The organism is Leclercia sp. LSNIH1, assembly GCF_002902985.1.
Taxonomy (GTDB): domain Bacteria; phylum Pseudomonadota; class Gammaproteobacteria; order Enterobacterales; family Enterobacteriaceae; genus Enterobacter.
The window spans coordinates 1-25,061 of record NZ_CP026171.1 but is presented as its reverse complement, the minus strand read 5'-3'; the positions used below and the strand labels follow the sequence as shown (position 1 = coordinate 25,061).

At 43.5% G+C, this 25,061-nt stretch carries 21 protein-coding genes; 13 read left to right on the top strand and 8 right to left on the bottom strand.

All coding sequences use genetic code 11. The features are described 5' to 3' along the window. Window positions 1-126 precede the first annotated feature (126 nt). The 4 genes from C2U54_RS25255 to C2U54_RS25235 form a co-directional block, all read right to left on the bottom strand. A complete protein-coding gene (locus C2U54_RS25255) occupies window positions 127-2,514 on the bottom strand; it encodes an Ig-like domain-containing protein (RefSeq protein WP_022652144.1) in 2,388 nt (795 codons plus the stop codon). Between the two features lie 245 nt (window positions 2,515-2,759). After that, entirely contained in the window at window positions 2,760-2,936 is a 177-nt protein-coding gene (locus tag C2U54_RS25250; RefSeq protein ID WP_022652145.1) for a hypothetical protein, read from the bottom strand. Window positions 2,937-2,950: 14 nt separating this feature from the next. Next, entirely contained in the window at window positions 2,951-4,627 is a 1,677-nt protein-coding gene (locus C2U54_RS25245) for a DUF4942 domain-containing protein (protein ID WP_015063091.1), read from the bottom strand. A 265-nt stretch (window positions 4,628-4,892) separates the two neighbouring features. Next, window positions 4,893-6,047 (bottom strand): ParB/RepB/Spo0J family partition protein, encoded by a 1,155-nt coding sequence (locus tag C2U54_RS25235; protein ID WP_022652146.1) that lies wholly within the window; start codon window positions 6,045-6,047, stop codon window positions 4,893-4,895. Between the two features lie 339 nt (window positions 6,048-6,386). On the opposite strand from C2U54_RS25235, the gene C2U54_RS25230 reads away from it, so the two are divergent. Next, the gene (locus tag C2U54_RS25230) at window positions 6,387-7,232 is read left to right on the top strand and encodes a DNA adenine methylase (RefSeq protein WP_015063093.1); all 846 of its coding nucleotides are present in this window, start codon (window positions 6,387-6,389) and stop codon (window positions 7,230-7,232) included. A gap of 14 nt (window positions 7,233-7,246) precedes the next feature. Here C2U54_RS25230 and C2U54_RS25225 read toward each other — a convergent pair whose 3' ends face one another. The 4 genes from C2U54_RS25225 to C2U54_RS25210 form a co-directional block, all read right to left on the bottom strand. Next, entirely contained in the window at window positions 7,247-8,068 is an 822-nt protein-coding gene (locus C2U54_RS25225; protein ID WP_015063094.1) for a hypothetical protein, read from the bottom strand. A 266-nt stretch (window positions 8,069-8,334) separates the two neighbouring features. Further along, the gene (locus C2U54_RS25220) at window positions 8,335-9,054 is read right to left on the bottom strand and encodes a hypothetical protein (protein ID WP_015063095.1); all 720 of its coding nucleotides are present in this window, start codon (window positions 9,052-9,054) and stop codon (window positions 8,335-8,337) included. Further along, entirely contained in the window at window positions 9,051-9,251 is a 201-nt protein-coding gene (locus tag C2U54_RS25215) for a hypothetical protein (RefSeq protein WP_022652148.1), read from the bottom strand. The genes C2U54_RS25220 and C2U54_RS25215 overlap by 4 nt, the downstream gene beginning before the upstream one ends. Before the next feature lie 17 nt (window positions 9,252-9,268). Then, the gene (locus tag C2U54_RS25210; protein ID WP_022652149.1) at window positions 9,269-10,342 is read right to left on the bottom strand and encodes a hypothetical protein; all 1,074 of its coding nucleotides are present in this window, start codon (window positions 10,340-10,342) and stop codon (window positions 9,269-9,271) included. 541 nt (window positions 10,343-10,883) lie between these two features. Between C2U54_RS25210 and C2U54_RS25205 the strand changes: the two genes are divergently transcribed. From C2U54_RS25205 to trhC, 12 genes are all read left to right on the top strand, one after another. Beyond that, on the top strand, window positions 10,884-11,759 hold the full coding sequence (locus C2U54_RS25205; RefSeq protein ID WP_015063098.1) for a RepB family plasmid replication initiator protein: 876 nt from the start codon (window positions 10,884-10,886) through the stop codon (window positions 11,757-11,759). 1,050 nt (window positions 11,760-12,809) lie between these two features. Next, window positions 12,810-12,995 carry a hypothetical protein gene (locus C2U54_RS27570; RefSeq protein WP_032610388.1) on the top strand — a complete coding sequence of 62 codons (186 nt, stop codon included), beginning with the start codon at window positions 12,810-12,812 and terminating at the stop codon, window positions 12,993-12,995. 289 nt (window positions 12,996-13,284) lie between these two features. Continuing rightward, entirely contained in the window at window positions 13,285-13,638 is a 354-nt protein-coding gene (locus C2U54_RS25195; protein WP_015063100.1) for a hypothetical protein, read from the top strand. A gap of 51 nt (window positions 13,639-13,689) precedes the next feature. Then, window positions 13,690-14,007: a type IV conjugative transfer system protein TraL gene (locus C2U54_RS25190; protein WP_022652151.1), complete on the top strand. Its 318-nt coding sequence runs from the start codon at window positions 13,690-13,692 to the stop codon at window positions 14,005-14,007. Between the two features lie 11 nt (window positions 14,008-14,018). Continuing rightward, entirely contained in the window at window positions 14,019-14,804 is a 786-nt protein-coding gene (locus tag C2U54_RS25185) for a TraE/TraK family type IV conjugative transfer system protein (protein ID WP_022652152.1), read from the top strand. Window positions 14,805-14,806: 2 nt separating this feature from the next. Further along, the gene (locus C2U54_RS25180) at window positions 14,807-16,045 is read left to right on the top strand and encodes a TraK domain-containing protein (RefSeq protein WP_015063103.1); all 1,239 of its coding nucleotides are present in this window, start codon (window positions 14,807-14,809) and stop codon (window positions 16,043-16,045) included. Window position 16,046: 1 nt separating this feature from the next. Further along, window positions 16,047-16,487, top strand: coding sequence for a plasmid transfer protein HtdO (htdO, locus tag C2U54_RS25175; protein ID WP_015063104.1), 441 nt, complete (start codon window positions 16,047-16,049; stop codon window positions 16,485-16,487). Then, complete coding sequence (trhB, locus tag C2U54_RS25170; protein ID WP_022652153.1) at window positions 16,477-17,835, top strand: IncHI-type conjugal transfer protein TrhB; 1,359 nt, start codon at window positions 16,477-16,479, stop codon at window positions 17,833-17,835. The genes htdO and trhB overlap by 11 nt, the downstream gene beginning before the upstream one ends. Window positions 17,836-17,843: 8 nt before the next feature. Continuing rightward, window positions 17,844-18,350 carry a hypothetical protein gene (locus C2U54_RS25165; RefSeq protein WP_015063106.1) on the top strand — a complete coding sequence of 169 codons (507 nt, stop codon included), beginning with the start codon at window positions 17,844-17,846 and terminating at the stop codon, window positions 18,348-18,350. 105 nt (window positions 18,351-18,455) lie between these two features. Further along, entirely contained in the window at window positions 18,456-19,208 is a 753-nt protein-coding gene (gene htdT, locus C2U54_RS25160) for a protein-disulfide isomerase HtdT (protein ID WP_185757620.1), read from the top strand. Between the two features lie 9 nt (window positions 19,209-19,217). After that, window positions 19,218-20,168, top strand: a complete 951-nt coding sequence (locus tag C2U54_RS25155) for a TraV family lipoprotein (protein ID WP_015063108.1) — start codon at window positions 19,218-19,220, stop codon at window positions 20,166-20,168. Window positions 20,169-20,176: 8 nt separating this feature from the next. Next, on the top strand, window positions 20,177-22,858 hold the full coding sequence (gene trhC / locus C2U54_RS25150) for an IncHI-type conjugal transfer ATPase TrhC (protein ID WP_040113303.1): 2,682 nt from the start codon (window positions 20,177-20,179) through the stop codon (window positions 22,856-22,858). Window positions 22,859-25,061 lie beyond the last annotated feature (2,203 nt).

The window sequence follows — 25,061 nt, the reverse complement described above, 5'->3', positions numbered from 1 at the left end:
GTACACGAACAAGTAAGCAAGAATTCATGTTTTGATGTAAATGCCACAGTGCGGGAACTGAAAGATATGGGTGGAGGTTTGGCTATATTTCAGCAAGGTGCCGACTTAACGACACCCCAAAATTATTCAGAACTGCGGGAATTCCACGGCAAACTCAGATGTACCAGAAACGCCACTCTTTCCTGGTGTGACAGAATAAATACGTTCTTCACCCTGCCCCATATCAAAAATGATTGCCTTTGTCTCTCCTGGCGCAACGGTTACGCCAGCTACACTTACCGGGAAGTCAGCATCTTTCCGCACGGACAGCGTACCGTTTAACTGCCCAGTAATGACAGAACCATCCTTTCGGCGAAGTACGCTTGTCCGGATAAAAGCCAGTGGCTGGTTATCCGTGGTCTTTAGTGCAGCCGCAGTAGCAAGGGTACGTAGCCTGTCCAGAGTGATCATGTTTGCTGGTTGATAGAGGAAATTGAGCTTTTTCGAGGACCGGTTTCCAGAGGCATCGACTGCGTGAGCTTCAATTGTATAAATGCCATCCTCTTTTGCTATTACGGGAAAGATACGCGGGTACTCTGGCGTATAAACTCCTGAGCCCTGACTGGAATAAGCTAATGTCACCTGTTCACTGTTTGGTCCACCGCTCAACACCAGTGATTCAAGCGAGGCGTCACCTGAAGGGTCAGCTACACTAATTCTGAGGTTTTCTAGTCCCTTAACCAGTTTGCCTTCAGGATCATCATTCAGATACCGGTAGGAAATTAGAGGGGCAGTGGAGTCAATGGTAAGCAAATCATTTATCACGTAGTTTGCCGTGTTGCCCACAAGATCTCTTGCATAGGCGGACAGAACGGTATATTTGCCGTCCGGCAGATCAGCATAGGAAATGACCGCGTTTTTTGTTTTAAAATCACTCTCTGTCCATGTCCTGGCGGGTAGGTCAATCACATTCCCCGTTTCGGTTTTAAGCACCACGCCAAATTCTCGGGTATCCCATGCTCCTATTTGCCATCCATTTATCCGGTCATCATCAGTAACCGTCATGGTTACATTTTTATCCATACGGTTAATTTTTACGGCGTTAATAACCGGTGGGTTGTTATCCCAAATCACTACGAATGCCCCAGCCAGATTATCATAAATAGCAGTACCGTCTTTACCTGAGACCAGATGGATGTATTGCATCCCCTTATCGGAAGTAAAGGTATAATCCACGTTCATGGTACAACCAGTGCTTCCTACCGGGATAAGGCAGTACCAGTTACGGTTCGAATTAGCTGCAACCCGTTGTACATAGTTACGAGGTTCGGTAGTCACGCGTATTTGGGTAAATTTGGCAGTTCTTACATTCCCAGTAGCACTGCTCCATTTACCGGTATCACTACGAAAAATTTCTTTGCTTGTGACCTTTGGTGCAAGTTCCATGGTTGGGGAAGGAGTGAAAGATAACTCAGAGTGATGGTACCGACGAACGCCTCCCGCAAGTGTCTGGAATTCGTGATAAATATCACCGGTACTGGGGAAAACAAAATTGAACGAATAAATATTATATGTGCTGTCAGAACTTTGATAATTGGCATCTGCCCACCCAAAGCTTGTTTTATTAGCAGCAGTAAAGTTACTTTTATTCCTGAGTACCCGCAATGATATTGGATTACTGTAAACAGTTATCCCAGCTGAGTAGTTTTCCCAGGTATTTGTCCTGGTATTAAGCACCTGTAGAACAGAAGGAGGGTTGACCCGATCAATCACACTTTGTCTGCTTACTGATGCTTTATTTCCTGCCTTGTCATAAACATAAAGGCCCATACGGTATTCAGACTGAGAAGCTGGCGCCAGGGCTGGATCGCTCGCAGTAGTATTTTGGACGGTTACTGAATTATCGACCAGGTTAATTACAGCCCCTCTCTTTCGTTCAACGCCGTTCGAATCGACAAGAAAGTACTCAGCCCGGTCGAGACCAGAGCGACTGTCTGAAAGGCCTGAAAAGACGAGAGCCTGAACAGAGGCATACTGCATACCTGAAGGAACGCTGGTAAAGATGGCTTCGCTACCATATTGCCATCCATTTCGCGTATATCCAATTGTGCTAGTTTTAGGGGGAGTGCGGTCGATAGATATAACGTAGTCCCGGCGAGAAATTTCATTATTTTGGAGATCTGTGATCACTTCCCTCAGGGTGTAATTATCTTCACCAAACGCAGGGACACTTAACCTTTTTCCATAATAGTCATACCCGCTACTGGAGGTCATACGGTCATCAACCGTAACTTTGCTACTTTTCGTGCTCCACAAGCTTGCACCGTTGACATTAAGTAACGACAACTGGACGTACCGGTCTAAGCCGGAGATTACATCAGCCTCGAATGAGGTTGCTGGATTAATCCACTGCACAGATGGAACAACAATCTTTGGTTGATTCTGAGTGTCATTGAATCTTAACTCTGCAATCTCAGCTTGTGCCGTAAACGAAAAAGCTATGAGTGGTGCTAAAAGTATCGCCCTGCATTTCATGATTATCCTCCCCCAGTCAGGTATCAATAATACCAAGTGAGCAAGGCTAACTTTTCTGGGAAGGGGATATAAAAAACAAGAAAAAAAGAGTGAAATGTTCGCCAATAAAAGCAGGAATGCGAAGTGCTTAACATGCACTATTAATCACAGTTTATCTCATCCTGAGTAATAACCACTGCTCGGGCTCCCCGCTATCTTGTAGGGAGCCCATAAAGGGAGCAATCTGTACCAACTCCTTTAACAGGTTAGTTTTCAAACCAGGGCGAATCGGCAGCGTTGGCGGAGTCTTCACTTTGCGGTGACTCTCCCAGAAATTGCACTTCATGTACCGGTTTACTTTTCCCCAGGCTCTGCTGGAAATCATCCATCATAAATTCAACATCATTTTGGTCCTCTGGCAGGCCAGGTGAGATTTCAGACATGGTCTTTCCTTCAGTTAAAGGCATTCTACATACAGAACACGGACGGAGACGGCAGTGTTGTCAAACTCGTTATCGAAGGTGTCCATCCATTCAGCACGGTATCCCTCGCCCAGCAGGTTATCGATCCCCTGAAGGGATAGCGGCAGGACGGCCGCTAAACGCCCGCCGGAAACGAGATGAGACGCAGCGGCCAGTAGATGGAGTTTAGCCCGGTTGTCAGCAAAAGGTGGGTTCATCACCACGCAGTCGAATTTCTGATTTGGGTTCGCTGCTGACCATGCCAGAAAATCGGCCTCCGTTGTATCGTAACCTTTAGCTCGGGAGACCAGACAATTTAGTGTATCCAGTTCGATGCCGGTAACGTTGACGCTCTTAGGAAAACATTGCAGCAAATCCCCGTGCCCGATGCTTGGCTCTAGCAGTCGCTCCCCCTCCCCGGTCGCAATAATGGATGCGACGTATTCACTGAGTCGCAGCGATGAAGGGTAAAACTGGTGGGATACAATATCGGGCATGGCACCCATATGACCGATGAAGCGCATCACTTCGGTCGGGTCATAATCAAATGTCACATGGTAGCTAGTAATCCGGGCACCGAGGAACCGCAGAACCTCCGCGTTCACCTGCCGCGTTTTATCAGCGAACTCACCGGCATAACCGAGCGATGTCCAGCTGGACCATTCCTTTTCATTCCGAGTGAATTCCAGCTCTGCGAGCTGCATCCGTGAATGAAAATCGATGCAGCGTTTCAGTGCCGGGAACTCCTGCAACGTGGCTTTGTAATGGGCTAAGCGTTCAGTAGGCAGCGCCAGAGGGACAATGGCAGCAAGAATGTTGTTAAGCCGTTCTGCAATATCAGGATGTACATCAATGTGCATCGAACCATTCTTGTAAACCCGAAAACGAATACTGTTGCCATCCAGGCTGATCCAATTTCTGAACCCAGCATGACCAACCATATTCTCAACCATTTTTTTCGTGTCATAGACCGGTTTAACTGTTTCTCCCCGGAAATAAGAACAGATCACCCGCAGTTCCGACAGTGGCATGAGTCCTGATTCTTTGAATTCAACTTTAAGTTTTACCCACTTGTCTTTCACCCCTTCACAGACACCGACGGTGATCATGCGGGTTGAGAAACCAAAAGCTTTATTGGTTTTGTGGTGACGGCTTAATGATTGAAAAACGGCATAGACGCGCTCTTTAATGAACTGATGCCGGTCATTGAGCAATGTGACAACCGTGGCAACTACTGCGTCGAGTGTAAACTCAGGGATCTCTTGCGGAGGCCGGTGATACCGGTCAGCAGTAAATTGCTTGTCCCATTCGTTCTTTTTTTCGTCAGACATCACGGACAGCACATCGGTAAGGGCCATTACCCGCTTCCAGTACTCAGAACGAAGTGCATTTTCTGCGTACAGGGCATCTGTTTCTGAAATGAGATGGTTATAGCCCGAGAGGTAGGAATAGAGCTTCTGATTTCCGTATTTCATAAACTGAGTGGACATGGACCTCAGTAAACTAAGCTCTTCGTTATAGGATTCGACCTGGCTGGCAATGATGCCAAGCTCTTCCCGCATTTCGGGCAGAAAGTTATCCTCGTTAACACTGAGGCCAGTTAGGGGCATACAAGCGACCAGAGAGTTCCCTGGGGCGCCAATTTGGGGGAAATTAGATTCAACAGCAGACATAGTATCAGTCCTTTATGTAGGAATTATCTATTACCAGGATATCAACCTCGTTCAAAAAGCTAATAGGTTGGGCGACATAAAAATCTCGAAAGTTGCGCTGCGGGAGGTAGGACAGACAGATGTCGTTTTAATGAAGAGAAAGCGTGCCGGAGACAGGACAAAAAAAAGCCCCTACTTAGTAGGGGCAATGGGCGAGAGCCTGGGTGGCTCGTTCTTGAATATCGTACTTCTAATTATGTGCTACTCATAAGTTGAAATGCTTAATTCAAGCCTGTGCTGGTGGTGCTTCAGATTGTGGTTCTCCGCCAGTATTTGTGTTTTTCGCGGATTTGTAAGTCACTTTCTCCCCTTTCAATCGAGCTTGCCGATTTTCGACCCGGCGAAGCTGCTTGTTTTCTGCTTCAGTGATCTCACTTTGCAGGTTCTTGAGCATCTCCAGCATGCTTCGGTTCAACGTAAAGGAAATTTCTTCATCTTCGCTGGAGTCGGTCACTTCGGGAAGTTGGATATCACCGAGTTTCTGCAACAAACTCGTAGTGATGAGTTTGACCCCTTCTACGGCTTTTGTGGCGAGAACAGGTGGAACACGTGCCGGTTTAAAATCGGAAGGGACAACACGAATACTGCCACGTGGCGTCTTCTTAATCTTGATACCGCTTGAATCAGCTTTCTCAAGCTCGGCGATCATTTTTTCGATACGAGAGATGGCTTCCGTTTCACCGAACTCATCAATAAGGGATAGGACTGCAACATAGGAAATAGCATCGGCATGGATTAATTTTTTGATGTAGACAGAGCATCCGGTCAGACGAATGAGAGCAGCAATGGTTGTACTACTCTTGCCCTCACGTTCGGCAATACGATCAAGCGACCATCCGCCCAGCGCCTGAAGACGTCTGTAGGATTCACCCAGTGCCACTGGAGAAAGAGCCAGACCACGGTTCCCGTCAATTGTCGTCAGTTCGCAGCTGATCTCATCGGCTTTCATCTCGATGCAAAGAATGGTGAGGTCAGTATGTCCTTCTGCCTGAGCCATTAAAGCCGCTTTTAAACGGCAATGGCCCTGGCAAACGTACGGAATACCGTCTTTGATCAGAACGCGTATAGGGTCAACGTAATCACCCCGGATGAATGCACACTTGATGTTATTGAGATGATCTACGACTTCCGGCAGCTGGTAATATGCCTCCCCCATCCCCATCTCACGGGAGTTGAAGCCTGGCGAGATTTGAACCACTGAAGGGTTGATAGCCCAAGCTTTTTGTTCAGTGACTTCATTACAAAGGTCAGGGTTCGCGTCGCGGAACTGCTTCATGCCACTGACGAATCGGCCGGAACCTGTCACTGTTGAAAATGACACGAGGGGTGATTTAAAGACCCGTGAGTTAGTTTGCTGGGAATCAGTCATCAGATCACTCATAGATACTCCGTTGTATTCTTTTTTGCCATACCTTTCATCTGTGCGTGAATACTACCGGAAAAAAAAATCTCACTTTTTCGTTAAAAAGGTACTTTTGGGGTTTATTCCGAATTTCGCGAAGCAAAACGTTCTGATGCTCAGACCTAAAAGATTAAATAAACAATTAAAAACAAATGTTTATGCGAGCTAAGAAGGTAGTTAACTTTTTTGCCAAAAAGTGAAAAAAAATAAAAAAATGTGTCGGAATGAAAATTTCTTTCACAACACCCGCGATTTTCCCTGCTTAAACCTTGTTGGTTGTAATCCGGCTTTCGGTACCATAAGGGTGACATACCGATAATGCTTAAAGGAGAATACGCGTTGCGAAAACATACACCAATCATCAAATGGGCGGGGGGTAAAACCAAACTGATGCCATTCATCAGTCAGCATTTCCCACATGATCAGAGCCGTCGGTGGGTCGAACCATTTATCGGCGGGGGCGCTGTGTTCCTTAACATGTTTGCCACCGATGCACTCTTGGCAGACAGTAATCCGGATCTAATCAATCTGTACCGCAACATCCAGCGGAATAAATCGGCATTCATCAGAGAAGTGAATCTTCTGGCGGAAAGGGAATTTGATAAAGAGGATTACTTAAAGCTGAGGAACACGTTTAACAGCACCAGTTTGGATGATGCCCCGCTGCAACGAGCAGTCCTTTTCTACGCAATGAACCGACTCGGATATAACGGCCTGTGTCGTTACAATCTGAAACGTAAGTACTCAGTTCCGTGGGGGAATCGATCCAAGTTAACTCTGGACCCCCAGAAAGTCGATTATCTCTCATTCAGACTTTCTGGCGTTGAGCTGACAACCGCAGATTTTGGTCTGACGTTGGAGAGTGCTGGTGGTTGTGACCAAATTTATTGCGATCCGCCTTATGATAAAATCAGCAAAACCAGCTTTGTCAGTTATGACGGCATACCGTTCAATAAGAGCGCACATGTTAAACTGGCGGATATGCTGGTGGCAGCTCATCGTAAAGGGGCTTCAGTGGCCATATCCAACAGCTTGACTCCCTTTACGCTGGAGCTCTATGAAGAACGCGGTTTTGAAATTCATACTCTCAATGCTTACCGTTCTGTCGGCAGTCAATCAAAATCGCGAAAAAAGGAAAAAGAGATCCTGGCTGTCCTTCGTTAAGTGACAGTCAGTGGTTAGTCGATCGGGCTTATCCATTCCTCAAAGCTCAAAACTTCGGAATGGTCCCGACTGGCATAAGGAATAAACTGAAGCTCTTCGATGGACCGCTCCCCTCTCTTACCTTCACAAATAAACGATATAAGCCCCAGATCTGCAAGTTGGGTAAGAACATGCATGATTCGTACGTTCACCGTCTGCAACTGAAGAGCGTTAGCAATATCGGTAATTTTATGGGAATGGCGCCGAGACTTTCGCAAATATTCAAAAATGACAAGTTGGGTATTACGTCTCTTCAATAACTTCTCGGTCATAAATTCCTGAATTAACCCCCCAAGTAACACCAAGATCGGCCGCAGCACACCAGGGAACATCAAAGTATAAGACTGTGATGTTTTGATCAGTGTAAAGGACGTCAGAAAGCTAAAGTTCAGGCGCTTCTTTGAATACGGGATATATACGGCCAATGTAGTCGACAAGTGAGTAAGTAATTCTTCCAGATGATCCAATGTGATCATTGCTGTTTTATCGGTATTACGCAGACCGTGATAATCAATAAATGCCACTCTGGCACGACTCAGCCATTCATGTATGTTAATGGATACAGTGAACGGAGCATTTTCATCGACAACGTTGGCGGCATGATCAGCGAGCTGGTTGTGGATTAGCATAGACAGCTGGTAAAACGGAAACCGGCAGGATGGATGACACTGTAGTCCCGTTAGGGTAAGTTTTGTAGTACTCGAGCCATTTAGCGGAAAAGTAACTTTCCGGGATATAATTTTTGCTGACGCTCTTGCTGACTTGCAGATGAACCCAAGTCCAAGATCATTTTGCATACATCACTCCGTTTTAACAAAATCGCCTTAACCTGAATGTTAAGGAGAATAAAATTAAATATATAATTAATAAGATTATCATTTTTAATTTAAAAGATTAGTTAATAACGGGTGTTGAATTTAAAGAAATAGGCATATTTTTCGGAGTTTAAAACCGGGTAAAAACCCGATGCGTGAGCAACAAATTTGACGTGAGTGAGTCGGCACGACAGTGCAGAAAGCCTGTGGCTAATGAATAAACACCCTGTATTTGGGAGTTCTGTTCACTACGCACTAGGCTTTGTGGTTAATTTAAACACCGTCAGTAATGCGTAGGGCACAGAGTCAAAATAGTGGATCTTTCTCACCCTTCCGGAAAGATGATAGCTATGCCCCAATAAAACATGATCCTGCACATTACCTGTTAATGCGAATCCATCATTCTGCTTTTTGCCTGTAAAAGTAAAAAAGTAGCTGTGGGAGCCTTTTGAAAAAGCAGCTCGCACTTCTGTAAAAATGATATCAATACTCACTACATCACCAATGCTGAAAGAATGCTCAACAGGTACATCAGCGTTTTCTGGCAAATCTTTAGAAACGGGTTGGTAAGTTGAGTAGAAAGATTCTAACTGACGAACTGTTAAAAAGAGATTGTTGTTTAACTGCTGTGAAATGCTTACTGCAAACTTAGAATTATCGGCTTGTAACAATGCCAGGTGCCCGCTGTGCCTACGTTTCCAAGCGTCTAGATCGGGATTGCAGCGAAATTCCGGGATAGTTTCAAGAAATTCGATGCCCTCTTTCAGTACCAGTTTTTCCTCTGTGGCCGGTGACGTTTTGCTTCCATTACATGTCACGCAGACGGCGTTTGCGATTTCTCCTGTCCCTCCGCAGGCAAAGCATTCACGTGTGATCATGGCATAATAGTGCCCATCGTTACCGTGGAAAGGCTTTACGACCGCTGGCAATAAATAACCATCGTGAGTAAAAAAAATTGAATGTTTCATTTTTTAAGGTTCTCCAGACGTCCCTCCACGATAAGTAAAGCGTCAGTCACTTTCTGTACATACTGATCATGTCCTTCTTCAAAATGATCAAAGCGCTTACCAGCGTTGATCTCAACAATGTTACGGTCGAGCGAGGCTTTCGCAATAAGTAAATCGTTAAAAGTATTAATGACGGTAAAATGTACAATCTTGTCCATAAATTATCCTCAGCTATCTACTCATTTGTCAAAAGGTCACGAATTTCGTTCAGTTCTGTAACCTTAGATTTTGGAATGATGATTGCAGTATTTTCATCATTTAGAAGACTTAATACAAGTTGAAGTTTTGCTTCATCTAAAGTGATCTTTACACTTTCATTTGTTTTTGTGATTAAAGTGTTACTGACGTTCATAAATAAATTAGAATGCTGTCCGTCTAAAATTAATTCTGTCAGTTTATTATTGTCTGACATTGTTGACCCTACATTATCAATCAAACCAATAAATTCATTTTTTAACCGTTCAGTTTTTTTATGTGAAAGACGTTTAATACCTAACGAACTGCGAGTGATAGACTTTGTTTTAATGTCTTTAGGGTTAATATGTACAGGAGGTTTTTCCTGTTCTTCGAGTGGCTCACTGTTTGTTGCTGTTTCAACGGTTGTTGGTTTCGATAAATCAAGTACGCCAGAAGATGGCACTAAAAAAGAACAGGACTCCAAGTGTGCAAGGACTTTTGCATGATCATTGGAATACTTCAACATGATTTCAATCGCGAGTGTTTTTTTAATAAGGTTTAGGCTGATTAAACGTTGCAGTTCTAAAGGCATATCAAGGATTTTAAGCTGATTGCGAATCGCTGTGCCAGACCGCTGATAGCGCATAGCAAGGGATTCAACGGTAGAGCCAAGCTTCAGGGTCTCTGCGAGTGCGTAAGCTAGTGCAACGGGATTGAGACTGTTATTCCTGTTCCCATCAAGGTTCTCTAGGTATTCTTCGATTTTATCCTTGTAGTGCATAAGTACGACTGAAAAGAGCTGGATGTCAGCTCCTTCCGCGAGAGCAAGCAATAATGCTCTGTAACGACAATGCCCTTGCCGGACAACGTACTTGGAGTCCTTCTTTACTACCTTAATTAAATCAACACGTCGCCCCTCTTTATAGGCTTGCTTGAGAGAAATAATTGCCGATTTTACTGGCTCCTGTTCGTAACAAAGATCACCGATTACCGCTTCCCGTGGATTAAATCCAGGCTCGATAATAAGATCTTTTGGGCTGATTTCAATAATCTGATAGTCGCAATGATTCATATAAGCACCTTTTTTTATTACATGATACATTAATGCTCTCAGATTCAAACAACTCTGAAGGCATAAAAAACAAAATTTCTTTTAGTGGTTAGGTATCTTACTAATTCAAAAATAGGCTGTTTTAAAAATTAAATTAAAAAGAAAATCTGAATAGTTTGAATTTATCTTTCTTAATAACTTCATGCTAACTGATATTTTTCCCGGCTGCATTCTATACAGGGTTTGTATCCAATCCTAAATTTGTAGGGCCAGAGCTCTTTCTCAGAGGGAATTTATCCCCGTTTTCCACAAGATAGATCAATTCTTTAGATCAATAGAGATCAATAGAGAACAATAAAGATCACGACCATTGTAACGTGATGATTTTTAAAAGAAATAGCAATGATCCGGCATTCAGGTGCATGCGAAAAGCATTTGATCGAATAAGAAAAGCATTTACTTGAATTGAAAAGGCATTTAGTTTAATGCGTGAAAAGCATTTGGACGAATAATCTATTCACAGCTAAATGTAGAAAGGGAAAAACATGGTGGGTAAGTTTAAATGAGTGATAACAATGAGTTAGCACATCCGTTTGATGTGACCAACACGGATACAGGGAGGACTTATCAACTGAGTCCAAACTCTTCGAAATCGGTCCAACCCATTGCTTTACTGCGCTTAAGTGTTTTTACCCCGGTGGGAACTAAAGAGAAGCGATTCAGAAATTTTGAGGTTGATGCTTCTGATGAGTTGTCGAGCATGGAACTGGCCCGGTCAGAAGGATACGATGACATCCGGATCACTGGCCTTAAGCTTTCGATGTCCACGGACTTCAAGTGTTGGCTTGGGTGCATTATGGCGTTCAGTAAATATGGATTCGCCTCCGAGAAAATAACATTGTCGTTCAATGAGTTTGCAAAAATGTGTGGTATCAGTTCTACAAATATCAACAAGCGAACCCGTTCACGATTTCAGGAAGCGCTGGCAAACCTCGCGTCCGTTGTTATTTCTTTCCGTGATTCTAAAACTGAACGCTTCACTGTCACACACCTTGTGCAGAAAGCTATGATTGACCCTAAGAAGGACACAGTAGAGCTCGTGGGTGATCCCTCGATGTGGGAGCTTTACCGGTATGATCATAAAACCCTATTAAGCTTACAGGTACTGTCGGTTCTCGCCAAAAAAGAAGCTGCACAGAGCCTGTACATCTATTTTGAGGCAATGCCTGCCGGAACGTTATTCGTTAACATGAAGCGTTTGCGTGAGCGGCTTCTTTTGACGACTCCAGTACGTACTCAAAACCAGATCATCAGAAAGGCTATGCTGGAGTTAAAATCAATAGGATACCTTGAATATCAAGAGGTTAAGAAAGGTAGAGATATTCAGTTCCAGATTTTTAAGAGAAGTCCAAAGCTTGCTCTGGCAAAACAAAGCTGATCCTCTGGTTCAGTTCGCAGAAAAGTAACTTTGGATGTAATGAGGCGTACGGGCATTCATCCAAATGCTTTTTTGGACGCCTCTGCTGATATGAATACCCTTCCCTGCTTCCCTGCTTCCCTGCTTCCCTGCTTCCCTGCTTCCTTTCTTACTTTTGCTTAAGCACCCTGGGAATTTTGAGCATTCGATCGAATGCTTTATTTAACTAATTTTCACTGAGTTAGATAACGAATACTAAGCAATTGATTTTGAATGATTTAATCAGAAGTCATTCATCCAGATGCCTTTAGATAAAACTACCCATCAACGTTTGTGCATAGTGGCTATACGTGAAAAATCCCTGTCCTTCTCATGTCACACTGAGATTTGCACAGAAAATTAAAGCCTGTAATTGTCTGGGACATGATTAGAACAGAGGCGTTTTGATAAATATCCAGTTCAAAACAGAGGTCCCATAAGTAAACATAACCTCATGAAAATAAAAGCAAATCGTTTAAAAATCCCATAGTGGTGGTGAAAAGCATTTGCTTCAATGGGGGGAGAAAAGTGACCTTTGTGAAAAGCACTTGCTTCAATGGCGACAGAAAAGTGCCTTTTGTATAAAAGCATTTGCTTGAATGAGTTTGTGTAAGGTGCCTACGTTGGAAACCCCTGGCATGAATGAGGCGGGAAGATGCCTTTAGCTGAAAAGCATTTGCATGAATGGGACAGTAAAAAGGTGCCTTTAGCTGAAAGCATTTGCATGAATGGGGCCGCAAACGGTGGCATTGGTCGAAAAGCATTTGCATGAATGGTGCAGCAAACGGGGCATTGGTCGAAAAGCATTTGCATGAATGGGATAGTAAAAGGTGCTTTTGGTTGACAGGCATTTGCATGAATGGCGCCGTAACGGTGTCTTTGACCGGAAAGCATTTGGATGAATCGACCTGAAAAGGTGCCTTTGGACTGAAAGTACCTCTCTTAATGGGATTCGATAGCTGAATTTCACCAAAAAGCATTTACATGAATGGAATAGTAAAAGTTGCCCTTGGTCGAAAAGCAACTGCATGAATGAGCCCGGAAAAGGTTCCTTTGGTCGAAAAGCATTTGCATGAATGGGTTTCGGATATGTGTCTTTGCTACAAAGGCATTTGCATGAATGAGGCTGGAAAAGGCGCATTGTTTGAAAAGCATTTGCATGAATGGGGCGACACACAGGATGTGGCTGAAAAGCACTTGTATCAATGGGAAAAGTGACTTTTTTAGAATGACATCCTTACACAGAGCTTTCTCAAATATCGGACTGGATGGTTATCACAAAAATGGTGAAGAGATAGACGATGAACTTCTTCCCTATAAAGAAAAAATAACCTGCCTCACCTTCTTCAATCCGATATACACACGGTATTCACATGTGACATTCATAGGCTAAAAAAACACCAGGCGCAATTAAGGGAAAAAAAGGGTGGTTAACAGAAAAATGAAAGAAAAATAAAAAGTATTATGCAAATGCGTTTACGTGAACTCAAATCAACACGGAGTAATTATGGAACTGACATTGAATACTAACGTTGAAAGAGAACAAACTAACGCTTTTGCATTTCTGAAGTCTAAACATGCAAAAGTGCCTTTGTTTATTCTCCTGTTTTTAGCAAGTTGCGGTTTAGCGTACGCGGGTTCCGACGACGGAGCCTTCGGCGATATCTGGGCCTACATGAGCGAAGCATTAACTGGTGCGCCGGGTAAAATCATCGCTTGCGGCATGTTGTTCTCCGTAGCTTATTTCGGCGTTGTAAAACCTAACCTTGGTTTGGCGCTGGTTTCAGCATTAATGATGCTGATTATGGCAAACGGTGAAAAAATTATCAGCACGTTCCTGGATGCTGGTATCCCGCTGTGATTTGTTAGAACAATAACGATGAGGGGGATATTCCCCCTCTCTGGAGTTTTTATGACAAGTCAGTACGAGGTACCTCCACATACCTATCGTTTCCCTTACAGAATTAATATGCCTTTGTTGATTCTATTCTGGGATGCAAAGCAATTGGGTATAACATTCGTGACTATCGCGAGTGGTAATATTTTTGATTTCTTTATAACTTCTGTAGTTGTTGCGGTTGTGTTTTGGTTTGCATATAAAAAAGCAGCTGAAGAAGGAGTTAGAGGAAAACTCAAACACAAACTGTGGTGGTTCGGCTTGTTTCCAGGGAAATCAGTGTTTAGTAGTCGTTACTTTACCGATCCATTTATCAGAAACCTCTATTCTTGATGGAGCTAAGAATGAAACTTCTCAGCAAGCTTAAAATTCCATTCATTAAAAGTGCCAGTAATGGCGATTTTGATAAAAAGGACGAGACTTCGCAAAATGGAGGCGAAGACTCAAAAGGACGCTTTCGGGATTCTAAAGCTCGCTTTAGTAAAGAGATTGAAGCTTCTGAAATTGGAATTACTTATAGTGCATTGATTAAACGTGACGAAAAACTCTTACGTGTGAATTCAATTGCTATATTAGTCATCGCAGTTTTAGTGGTAAAAAATCAATTTCTTACCGATCCTGTGACTATTGTGCTTCCGCCTAATATGACGGAAGAAGTTAAAGTTGTGGGAAATAAAGCCTCAGAGTCATATAAAACTCAATGGGCCTTATTCTTCAGTACTTTAATTGGGAACATAAACCCAACAAACATAGGCTTTGTAACAACAACCATATTGGATGCGCTTTCTCCGGATTTACAGGCGAAAACCCGTGAGTCATTACAGCAGCAGACCAATATTATGCAAGCTCGTGGTGTTGAACAGTCATTTAAACCGATCGATATGTATTATGACACCAAAAATGACATGGTCTATGTCTGGGGAACGAAATCAACGCGTTTGATTAATGTTCCGGACAAAACAGAATCATCAAAATGGACGTTTGAATGGGTGCTGGGTATGAAAAACGGACGACCACGCATAGCCTATGTAAATCAGTATTCTGGTACACCAAATATTAAGAAAATTACAATCAACGGCAAAGAACAACTGGCAACACTCGATAATCCCCCGCCGTCTACAGGTAACTAATTATGACTTCTAAAAAGGGCTTTCGCTGTCACGCGATTACAGCAATGATCTTGCTGGCAACTTCGAATGTAGTCTTTGCTGAAGACTATCAGTTACCGGCGACAGTAAATAACCCGGTTGTTATGCCTGTCGGGGCAGATGAATTTCAGAATGGTGTGAAAAATGCGATTATTAAAGAATCTGGCACCGGCCCCGCGCCTGAGACGTCACAAGCAACAAAACCGACCACTGAACTACCAAGTCTTTCACCTGCAAGTAGTGCCTCCCCAGCTGTCAATGAGATAACTGGCGCATTGTCAAAAAACCCTACGCTTGTCGGTTATCAGCAACAGGTTAAATCCGGAAATTTTGATAGTTACGGAAGACCGGCAGGGAAAGAGCCTCAACAAAATGCACAAAGCACCGGGGCCCCTTCAAAAGCAGATGAGTTATATGTAGAGGCTCGTAATCGCTACAAAGAAGTGCAGCGAGTAAACGTCCCACCGGGTGGGAATATTGTACTGCCAGTTTCACGGGGTCTGCAAAACAGAATTTCAACTTCATTTAAAAACGCATCTGTAAGTACTTCAACGCCAGGTGATGAAGCCAGTATTTTCGTTAACGGCGGCGATGTATTTATTTCAACAAACACGGATAAGCCAATTGGAATAATGCTTTCAGAAGATTCAGTGCCTGAATCGACTTATAACCTGACACTGGTTCCACTGGATGTTCCTGGTGCAATGATTTCGGTCACAACTTCTTTGAGCCCGACAATGCAGGCGAAACGTGAGACATCTTTGGATAAACATAATTATGATGAGATGCTGGCACGATCCCAGTCAGAAGAGTTGGCACCATCTGACCCTCGTCAGGATGACCATAAACAGCGGATCATTGATTTACTGACTCCGGTTGCGCTAGGTGAGGTTCCTTCTGGTTTTAGTTTACAAGAAGACCGCTTGTCACGTATACCGAGCTCAGAGCAGTCCCCGTGTAATTTCAATATGTATTCAAAGTTAGGGCAAAGACTTGTGGGATCTAGGGAATTGATAGATGTCATTCTTGTTAAAAATGACAAGCCTTACGGACAAGTTGTCGCTGATCAGCAATGTATAACTGAAGGAGTAATTGCAAGTGCTTTGTTCGATAAAGCATTTCTTCAGCCTGGAGAGGAAACCGAGCTTTACATTGTGCGGGATAAATTATTTAAAGAGCGCCAGACTCGTGTAACCACACGACCAAGCCTGATTAAAAGATAAAATGAGAAAAGCTACTTTTCTTACAGGGGTCTCATTTGGACTAGTCGTTTTTTTGGGTACCAGTTATTACTACCAAACTGAGTACATTCCAAAAGGAACAGTGAATATAGTTCCCGATGACCACCGACCGGGTGAGACAGTTGACGATGCGTTTGAAGAACATACGATAATTATAAGCGACCCTACCCTTGCGCAAAAATTCGTTGGAAGCTCAACCGAGTTTGAAAGTCGGCGCGGAGTTAAGGAAATTAAAGAAGTTGGTTCGCTTAATAATGGTAAGGATTTTGCCCCTGTTGAATCCGATAATTCAGGATTGAATTTTAAAGATAAATGGCCCAGGGCGGGTGAACCTTATATCGTGCCTCAGATGACAGAAAACGAACGAAATTTGAAAGTTAAGCGCTTCCAGCAACCAAAGAGTGGAGTTAATAATGGACATTAAAAATGCCTGGGAAAATAAAACTGTCAGAATCTCAGTAATTGGTGCTGCGTTGATTGTATTGATTATCGTTATTAGTCAATCAATTTTTTCCACTCCGGTTAAAAAAGAGAAGAAAACCCAGAAAAAAGATATGCAAACTGGGTTCCTGATTGATGATTCACAAATGACTAAGCTGAGTAACGAGGAAAGCCAGAAGACTTATAACGAAATGGTCAGGCAGAACCGCATTGATCAGAATGCGGCAAAGGCAGATCGTGATAAAGCTGAAAAGGCCCAGCAAGAAAGCAAAGTACAGATTGCCAACCTTGCTTCACAAGTCCAGCAGCTCTCGACGCAGTTGACTGACATGCAGACCTCACGAAACGGTAATCGTAATCTCGACGCAGGTGGGTCACGCAAAAACGTCAATGAGCAGGCCCCAGCAACGCCATACCAGCTAAATCCAAATGCTGCGGTGAATGGGGCTAGTTCCGGATACGCTCCGATCACACCGACCCGAAATAGCCCAATGCGGACTATCACGCAGAGTTCAATTAAGACAAATGGTTCTGATGGTGTCATTCAGGTTATGCCGATATCCGAAAGCCGGATAAGAGAGGGGCGTGAGGTCGTTGCTGGCGGTGACAAAGCCCCGACACGAACTATTCGCGGCGACGGGACCGCTCCTGTAGACAGTAAAGCTCGGCATGCGGCACGTAAAGACGAAATGTTTCTCCCAGCGACGTCAATTATCACAGGGGTGCTAATTAATGGTCTGGAAGCCCCAACGAGTCTGTCGTCTAAAGCTGAACCCATGCCAGTCACTATGCGTATTAAAAAAGACATCATCATGCCAAACAATTTCACGATGGATTTGCGGGATTGTAATTTGTTGGGTTCAGCTGTGGGTGATCTGGCGTCACAGCGAGCATACATTCGGGCAACATCAATATCTTGTGTGAACTCGAAAGGAAAAGCTTTCGACGTCAAACTGGAAGCATACGCAGTTAGTGAAAATGACGGGAAAAATGGTATTCGTGGAAATCTGATAAGTAGAAATGGAAATGCGATCGCAGGTTCTGCTTTTGCAGGAGGCCTGTCAGCACTGGCTGGTAGTCTGAGCCCATCTAAGGTGTCTTCGTTAAATATCGATCCTAACTCAACGGCTGAATACCAATCGCCGAACATCGGGGCATTAGGAGCGTTGGCCGGAGCCGGAGCAGCTCAGGGCGGTCTAAACCGTCTTGTGGACTACTACACATCAATTGCTGAGCAGCAGTGGCCAATAGTCGAAGTTAGCCCAGGGCGCCCAATTACGTTTATCGTTCAATCAGGCGCAACAATACCTACAAACCTGACGAGTCGCTGAGGTTAATTATGGAAAATAACATTGAACCAGGAACAAAAAGTGATTCTGCTGAAAACGTGAAGCTTGAGGCGGCTAAACCTGTTGGGGGTATACGTACAACCAAAAAAGTAACTTTGGAAATAGATATCGAGAAAACCCTCAAGTATTTGATGCTAGCTGGCCTAGCTGTGCTTTTCGTGATCTATGGATACAAGGGGGCGAGTTTTGTTTATGAAAGCGTCAAAGCAATGTCGAATCCGTCCTACCAAATTGCAGTACTTGATATGCAAACTTTAAGGAAAGAATTTAATAAGCAGAATCCTGAGCCGGATTTGGTACAGTCTAAAAACAACTTTGAAAATTACTTTAAAGCATTAATGAAAGTTTACCGTTCTCGTGGCTATTTGGTTATTGATGCATCATTAGCAGTAACAATTCCAGATAATGTTCAAATAGTCTCTTATATCGACCTTGGTGGAAGTTTTGGTGAGGTACAATCTCTACAAGGCGAAACAAAAGAAAGTGAGATACGATAATTGAAAAAGTTACTTTTATCTCTGCTGGTCTCTATGATCACAGTGTGTCCACCCCTTACAAATGCTGCTGAAAATGTATTAAACAACACTGATGCAGCTGCATTAATGGAAAAAGCAAAAGAAGGTGGAGTGTCCACGAAACCTTTAGAGGGCGTACTGGCGAAAATGCAAAGCTATAAGCCTAAAGATGTTATTTACATCCCGACTGGAGGTCTTTATCTGTTCCAGGATGAACGTTCGCAGTTGATGGCTGTGACCACTGATGGACGTTATACAATAACGGGTGGTAGCGTCATGGACATTCTTCAGAGAAAGTCAGTCTTATCCGTAGAAGATGTACGAAAATCCTACTTTATTAATTTAGACGACGCCCCCTTTCCTCTTGATACTGTGGCATTGATCCCTTTAGGAAACCCAAAACTAAAAAGACAAGCCGCTATTTTTATCACGCTTGATTGTGATGGTTGCCAAGATTTAATAAAAAAATTCTATGACGAAAGAGAAAAATACCGGGTTGACATCATTTTAATCCCCTCCCCCGGTGAGCCAAAGCAAGAATTACGTCAACTATGGTGCAGTAAAGAAAAAGGCAAAGTGAATGACCTTGATATCTTGCGTTGGCTTATGGGAAATAAGACCGATATAGAACAAAGGCTCCTGACAAAAAAAGAGGCAGAAACATGTCCGGCTGAGCCATTGGTAGGATCTCTGATGCTGGCAGGTATTTATAAATTACAGGGCGTACCTTCAGTTGTGAGACAAGACGGACTTGCCGGTAATGGCATACCGAAAGATTTTGATTCATGGTTAAAACAAAGTGTCGAACCCTTACTCAAAAACCCATTTGCTACTAATTAAGGTAATGAAATGAACATTAAAAAAGTTATTTTCAGCGCTCTGGTTGTTGGTTCATCTTCATACCTAGCGGGTTGTACTATCGGCAGCTCAGAATCAGAATGTCCGGGAATTGAAAAAGGGGTCGTTTGTAAAGGCCCTCGTGAAGTTATGGAACTAACGAATAACCGTGATGATCTTTCCGGCCTTGCGGAGGAAGAAGCTAATTCGGGAAAGGAGAAATCGGCTGTCAATGACAGCCAGTACCCTGCCCAAATTTCGCCGCCTGGCGCTGTGCAATACCCTAAGTCTGCCGTCTTGGTAAATAAGCCTGTGACATACAAGACGACGCAAATTAAACCTGCTGGCCAAGTCCCCGTTATGTACGATGAGACATTAAAAATGGGCGCGCCAACATCAACAATCGGGCCACGGCCGATAAGCGGCGTTCCAGTTAATTCTAATGTAAGGATGACAACGAGCTACAGCTCAACAGGTGCATCCGGTAACCCTTTTATCCATCCGACTGCTGATGTCATGAAGCAAACAACACAGGTTGTATCTCCGGCACCTGTACCGCGCTACGTTGCGCCAAATTCCGATATCAGTGCTAGTAAAGACCTTTACTCCGTTAATAATGGACAGCCTGTAAACCCTACGCTCAGCTCTGGCCAGATCCAGCAATACCGTACACAAGGGTATAAACAGGCTGTGGTAGCTCCAGAACCGCTTGCTGTACTTCAGCAAGGCCGCGTCATGAGAATCACCTTTGCACCATACACGGACGATAATGACGCTTTAAACCTGCCTGGCTTTGTCTATGTGAATGTCAAACCCCAAACTTGGATTGCGGGTAAAAATTCGACATCAAATCCGGCGCGAATAGTTCCTTTGCAAGTTCAGGATGCCGCTCGTGAAAATATGCAACAGCAACAGCGAGCAACGAAAGCAGTTTCGTCTAACGGTATTATCAGACAACTCTGAGGTCGCGAATGAAATCTGCTAACATCTATAATAAAGAATTAAGTCGCCACCAGTTTGGTGGGTTTATTCCTGTATACGACCAGATTCCTGGCACGAATTATTTTCTAATAGACGGTAATCGGCTTGGGTTTATGTTTATTTGTAACCCCTCACCTGGTGTTTTTGATAATCAGCAGGATGTGTTAGCTGAATTATTTAAAATGGATTTTCCTACTGACACTATCTGTCAGACCTCATTAACAGCACTGCCGGACCTGACCTTGCATTTAAGTGCCTGGTCGGCAGTTCGTGGTGGTCGAATGGAAGGACATGATAAGCTTAAGGGGGACTTACTCACGGCCTACCAGCTGGATTATTATGATAGAAGTCTAAATGAACCCTTAAAACCGGATCATGATAAATTAATGCTTCGTGACTTTCAGATCTGGATGTCATTTTCTATTCCGTTGAAATCTGCGCTTCCTACTGAAATTGAAATTAATCGCATCGATGCACTGTACTCTGACCTAATCAGTAAGTTGAACACACTGGGCCTTTTTCCACATAAAGTTAGCGCCGAAAACTGGCTTTATTGCATGGATAAATTAATGCATCCGGGAAAAACATCACGTTGGGCTGAAGGTCATGTTGAAGTCAACACTATGAGGCGTCTTAACGAACAGCTAAATGTTCCGGGGCGAAAATATACAGTAACTGAAAATAATTTTTCATCTACAACGCAGAGTACTGATGTTTCTGAACATCGTTATTTCAAACAATTATCTGTGGTCAAGTTCCCAGAACATGTAAATTTTGGAAGCATGTATGAACTTGTAGTGAATTGGATGAATGGGCGTAAAACTATATTTAGCCCATTTATGATAACTCAAACAGTCCATTTCGCCGATCCCTTAAAATTAGCTAGAGATAACGTCAGATATAAGGCAATTACTAACAAACAAGCTAGTATCCCAACCGTCTTAACGTTTTGTCCAAGACTGAAGGACATGGATAATGATTACATGGCGGTAACACGTGAACTGGAAGATGGGGCCCGTCTTTTACACAGTTATCTGACATTTACCGTCATGGGGAATTCAGCATTAGATGTCCAGTCTGCCGCAGACCAGTTAAAATCATTTTATCTGGAAAGTCGCGTTAAAGTGGCTGATGATTCATACATCATCTTTCCATCTTTTGTCTCTTGCCTTCCAATGTGTAATGACCCCAAGACGATACTAGATCTGGACCGTTTTGAGGTAGTCAGTAATACTGGTGCAGCGCATATGACCCCTCTATTCGGCCCATGGAAAGGTAATACTGACAGACCTGTACTTAACCTCGTCTCACGAGAGGGCCAGCTGTTGGGGCTTGATATCTTCAAGACTTCTGCCAGCTATAATATGGTTGTTGGGGCGACTTCTGGTGCAGGCAAATCGTTCTGGGTTGCATACATCATTAATAACTATCTTGGTGCAGGGCCGCGTTCTAATAATCTGATCCATTATCGTGATACTTTTGAAGGTTTCAAAAACAATGCTTATGATGCATTTGACCCTGATGGAGCCCAGATTTTTGTAGTTGACGTTGGTCGCTCGTATCAGGGTATTTCGGAGCAATATACAAATAGTCAGTTTATAGATTTTGGTAAAAAGCCTGATTTTACTCTGAATCCGTTCGCATTTTTGACCGATGTCACTGTTGCAGACCGAGTTTTTGATGAAGCGCCTGTTTTCAATGACGACTCAAATAATAACGATGAAGAAAAGGATAAAGTTGCACAGACCATTATGGTCCTGAATCAGTTAAAAATAATGGCATCTGAAAAAGGAAATATTGACGACTTTCAACAATCGGTCATGCTTCAACTGATTGGTGATGAATATAACGAATCACGTAAAGTCGGAAGTACAGGCTCTATTACAGGATTTGCACGCCGCTGTTCTGCCCATGAAGATAAGCGTATTAAAGATATCGGTGAGCAATTAGGGCAATGGTGTGAAGGAGGCATTTACGGAAATCGATTTACCGAAAAGCTCCCGCCAATAAACTTCGGTAGTCGGTTTATAGTTCTTGAGCTTGAAGAGTTGAAGGGTACCCCTCACCTCCAGACAGTCGTGCTCATGTCGATCATTCAAGCTGCTCAGCATGCAATGTTTATCAAAAAGGACGGTCGCCGCCGGTTGTTCATCCTTGATGAGGCATGGGAGTATATTCGCCCGGATAATGCTTCAGGCTCCAGTAATCAGTCAAATCAGTTTTTCTCATCTTTCCTTGAAGCTGCCTGGCGCCGATTCAGGAAAACGAACTGTGCTGGTATTTGTATTACCCAGTCCTTTGAAGATTACTTCACCTCCTCGGTAGGTCGAGCCCTGACGGCCAACTCGCCGTGGAAGATCATCATGAAGCAGGAAAAGGAGAGCATAGAAGCCATGAAGGCTAATAACTACTTCTCCACGACTGATGCTGTATATGAGCGTATGAAAAACATACGAACGATAAAGCGTGCATTTTCTGAGATGCTCGTCCGATTCGAGAATTTCCAGGAGATATGTCGCCTCTATGTAGACAGGAAAATGGAGCTTTGTTTTACGACTGACAGTACCGACCGTGGAAAGCTATGGGAAATACAAAGCCGTCTTGATTGCTCTTACGGCGAAGCAATTGAGATACTGTATGAACAGGAAGTTGCTAGCAATGCAGCTGCATAACGTTTAAGTAGTACTGGATACCTCATCTTTACTGGATGAGGTATCCGTACTTTACTCAAAATACAGGTTTTTAACTGTGTTACACTGCCCTCCCCCGCAACAATTGTTCAGGTTCAGAATTTCTGGATCGAATTAACTCCCCTAAATATCCCTAAATATCCCTAAATTTTATTTGTAGATACTGTTGATTGGCTTCTCTGGGGCTTCTACTTAAGTTGATTGGTGATGTAGCTTTTATACGGCTGATGTTTAATCATGCTCGGCCTGTGCTGAGCTAATTTTCCTGCCTTGGATACGGATGTTGTGGTTGCAAGTGATAACCAAATTTGTCGCGCTACTGTATATTAGATATAAACACTATCTTTATGGTTAGCTAAGCAACCCATAATTTCTTATGTATCGATTTAAAGTTTGGTAAGGCATTGAAAAACAAACAATAACTCATGTCTTGTTGGTTTGTTTAACAAGTTAGAGATAATATTTGTGAGTTGGTTTCTTTTTGTTTTGTTAGTCAATTTTCGTATTTGTGGTTATCTAAACCAACCATAACTATTAAGTTGCAGTTTTGTTTTGAACTAAAATGAAATGCCTTCTATTTAGGTTGGTATAGTCAACCATTTTCAGCTTCAAGTGATTACTAGAATATGGTTAATCGAGATGTTGTAACTGGTTGCTATCTGTAAAACAAGCGTAGTGCCATTTACCAAAAAACCTGAAATTCGCATCTTGAAATTGGGGAAGTTTATTCCTAATAAAACAATTTACTGACGATCCAACCAATTCGCTCCGCCGGGTATGTGCGCCTTAATCTCCAAAATTGGTATATAAACACCTTAAAGTTTATCCCGGGTGTTGAGTAACATTGCTTTGCATAATTTAGCCAAAGGGTTATAGGCTCAGATTCGGCGTGCTTTCTTAGTATTCTGAATGCCATCTTTTGGATCACGAGGTAAGCAGGAAGGATTTAGTTCATTCCTGAATGGCGCCTTAGCCGTCGAAAATTTTGCGGGGGCCTGGCATATTCTACTCTTTTGCCCGGTATTAGAGTCCAGGCTTTAAATTCCAACAAAGTTCTAGCACACCGAAACCTTATTTCGAAAACACTAGAAAAGGTAAAGGAAATTAAATGTTAGTAACATAGAGATAATTAGAACGGCCTACGAGATTTCAGAAGAAGTAATCTGCACAAGTCTCCACAACTTTTGTGAGAACGCCCTCTTATTTTGCTGCGAAGAATTAACATTATTGTCTGGGTTCACGCCGAACCACACGGTACTCTTTCAGTCTGTGCGCTTCAGACCGGACGTCGTCTAACCAGCTTCCCATAAATATGTAGATTTATGTTTGCACCATAAGTCATTACCACTAACGTTAGAGAGGTCCAACCCGCGTTTCATATTTCAACTTTGTACTTTTCAGTTCTTACAACCAAACTTTAATGTTGTTTTGCTTTTATCGTAGGTCATGTATAGATCCCTCCCGGGAACTGATTCATATAACCCCTTAATCGCCAGCTCTAGGCGGGATACTGTCCGGGTGCCGGAACACATTTAACCCCCTTAATCGCCAGCCCAGGGCGGGATGCTGTTCGGGTGCCTGTATATTTAACCCCCTTAATCGCCAGCTCAGGGCGGGATACTGTTCGGGTGCCTGAATATTTAACCCCCTTAATCGCCAGCTCAAGGCGGATACTGTCCAGGTGCCGGAACATTTAACCCCTTTAATCGCCAGCCCAGCGCGGGATACTGTCGGAGCGGCGGTACATTGAACCCTCTTAATCGCCAGCTCAAGGCCGAATTCTGTCCGGGTGCCGGAGCATTCAACCTCCTTAATCGCCAGCCCAGGGCGGGATGCTGTTTGGGTGCGGGAACATTTAACCCCCTTAATCGCCAGCCAAGGGAGGGACGCTGTCCGGGTGTCGGAACATTTAACCCCCTTAATCGCCAGCCAAGGGAGGGACGCTGTCCGGGTGTCGGAACATTTAACCCCCTTAATCGCCAGCCCAGGGCGGGATGCTGTTTGAGTGCCGGAACATTTAACCCCGTTAATCGCCAGCCCAAAAAGAGATGCTTTTGAATACAGGGGAATTGACGTTAGTTGCCACATAGCTGACTCTTGTTAAGTCGGTAGTTTGCTATCGCCAATGTTGAAAGTCATTCCTTATAACTCTCTTTTTACACATAACAAAGTAAACCGATGAGGC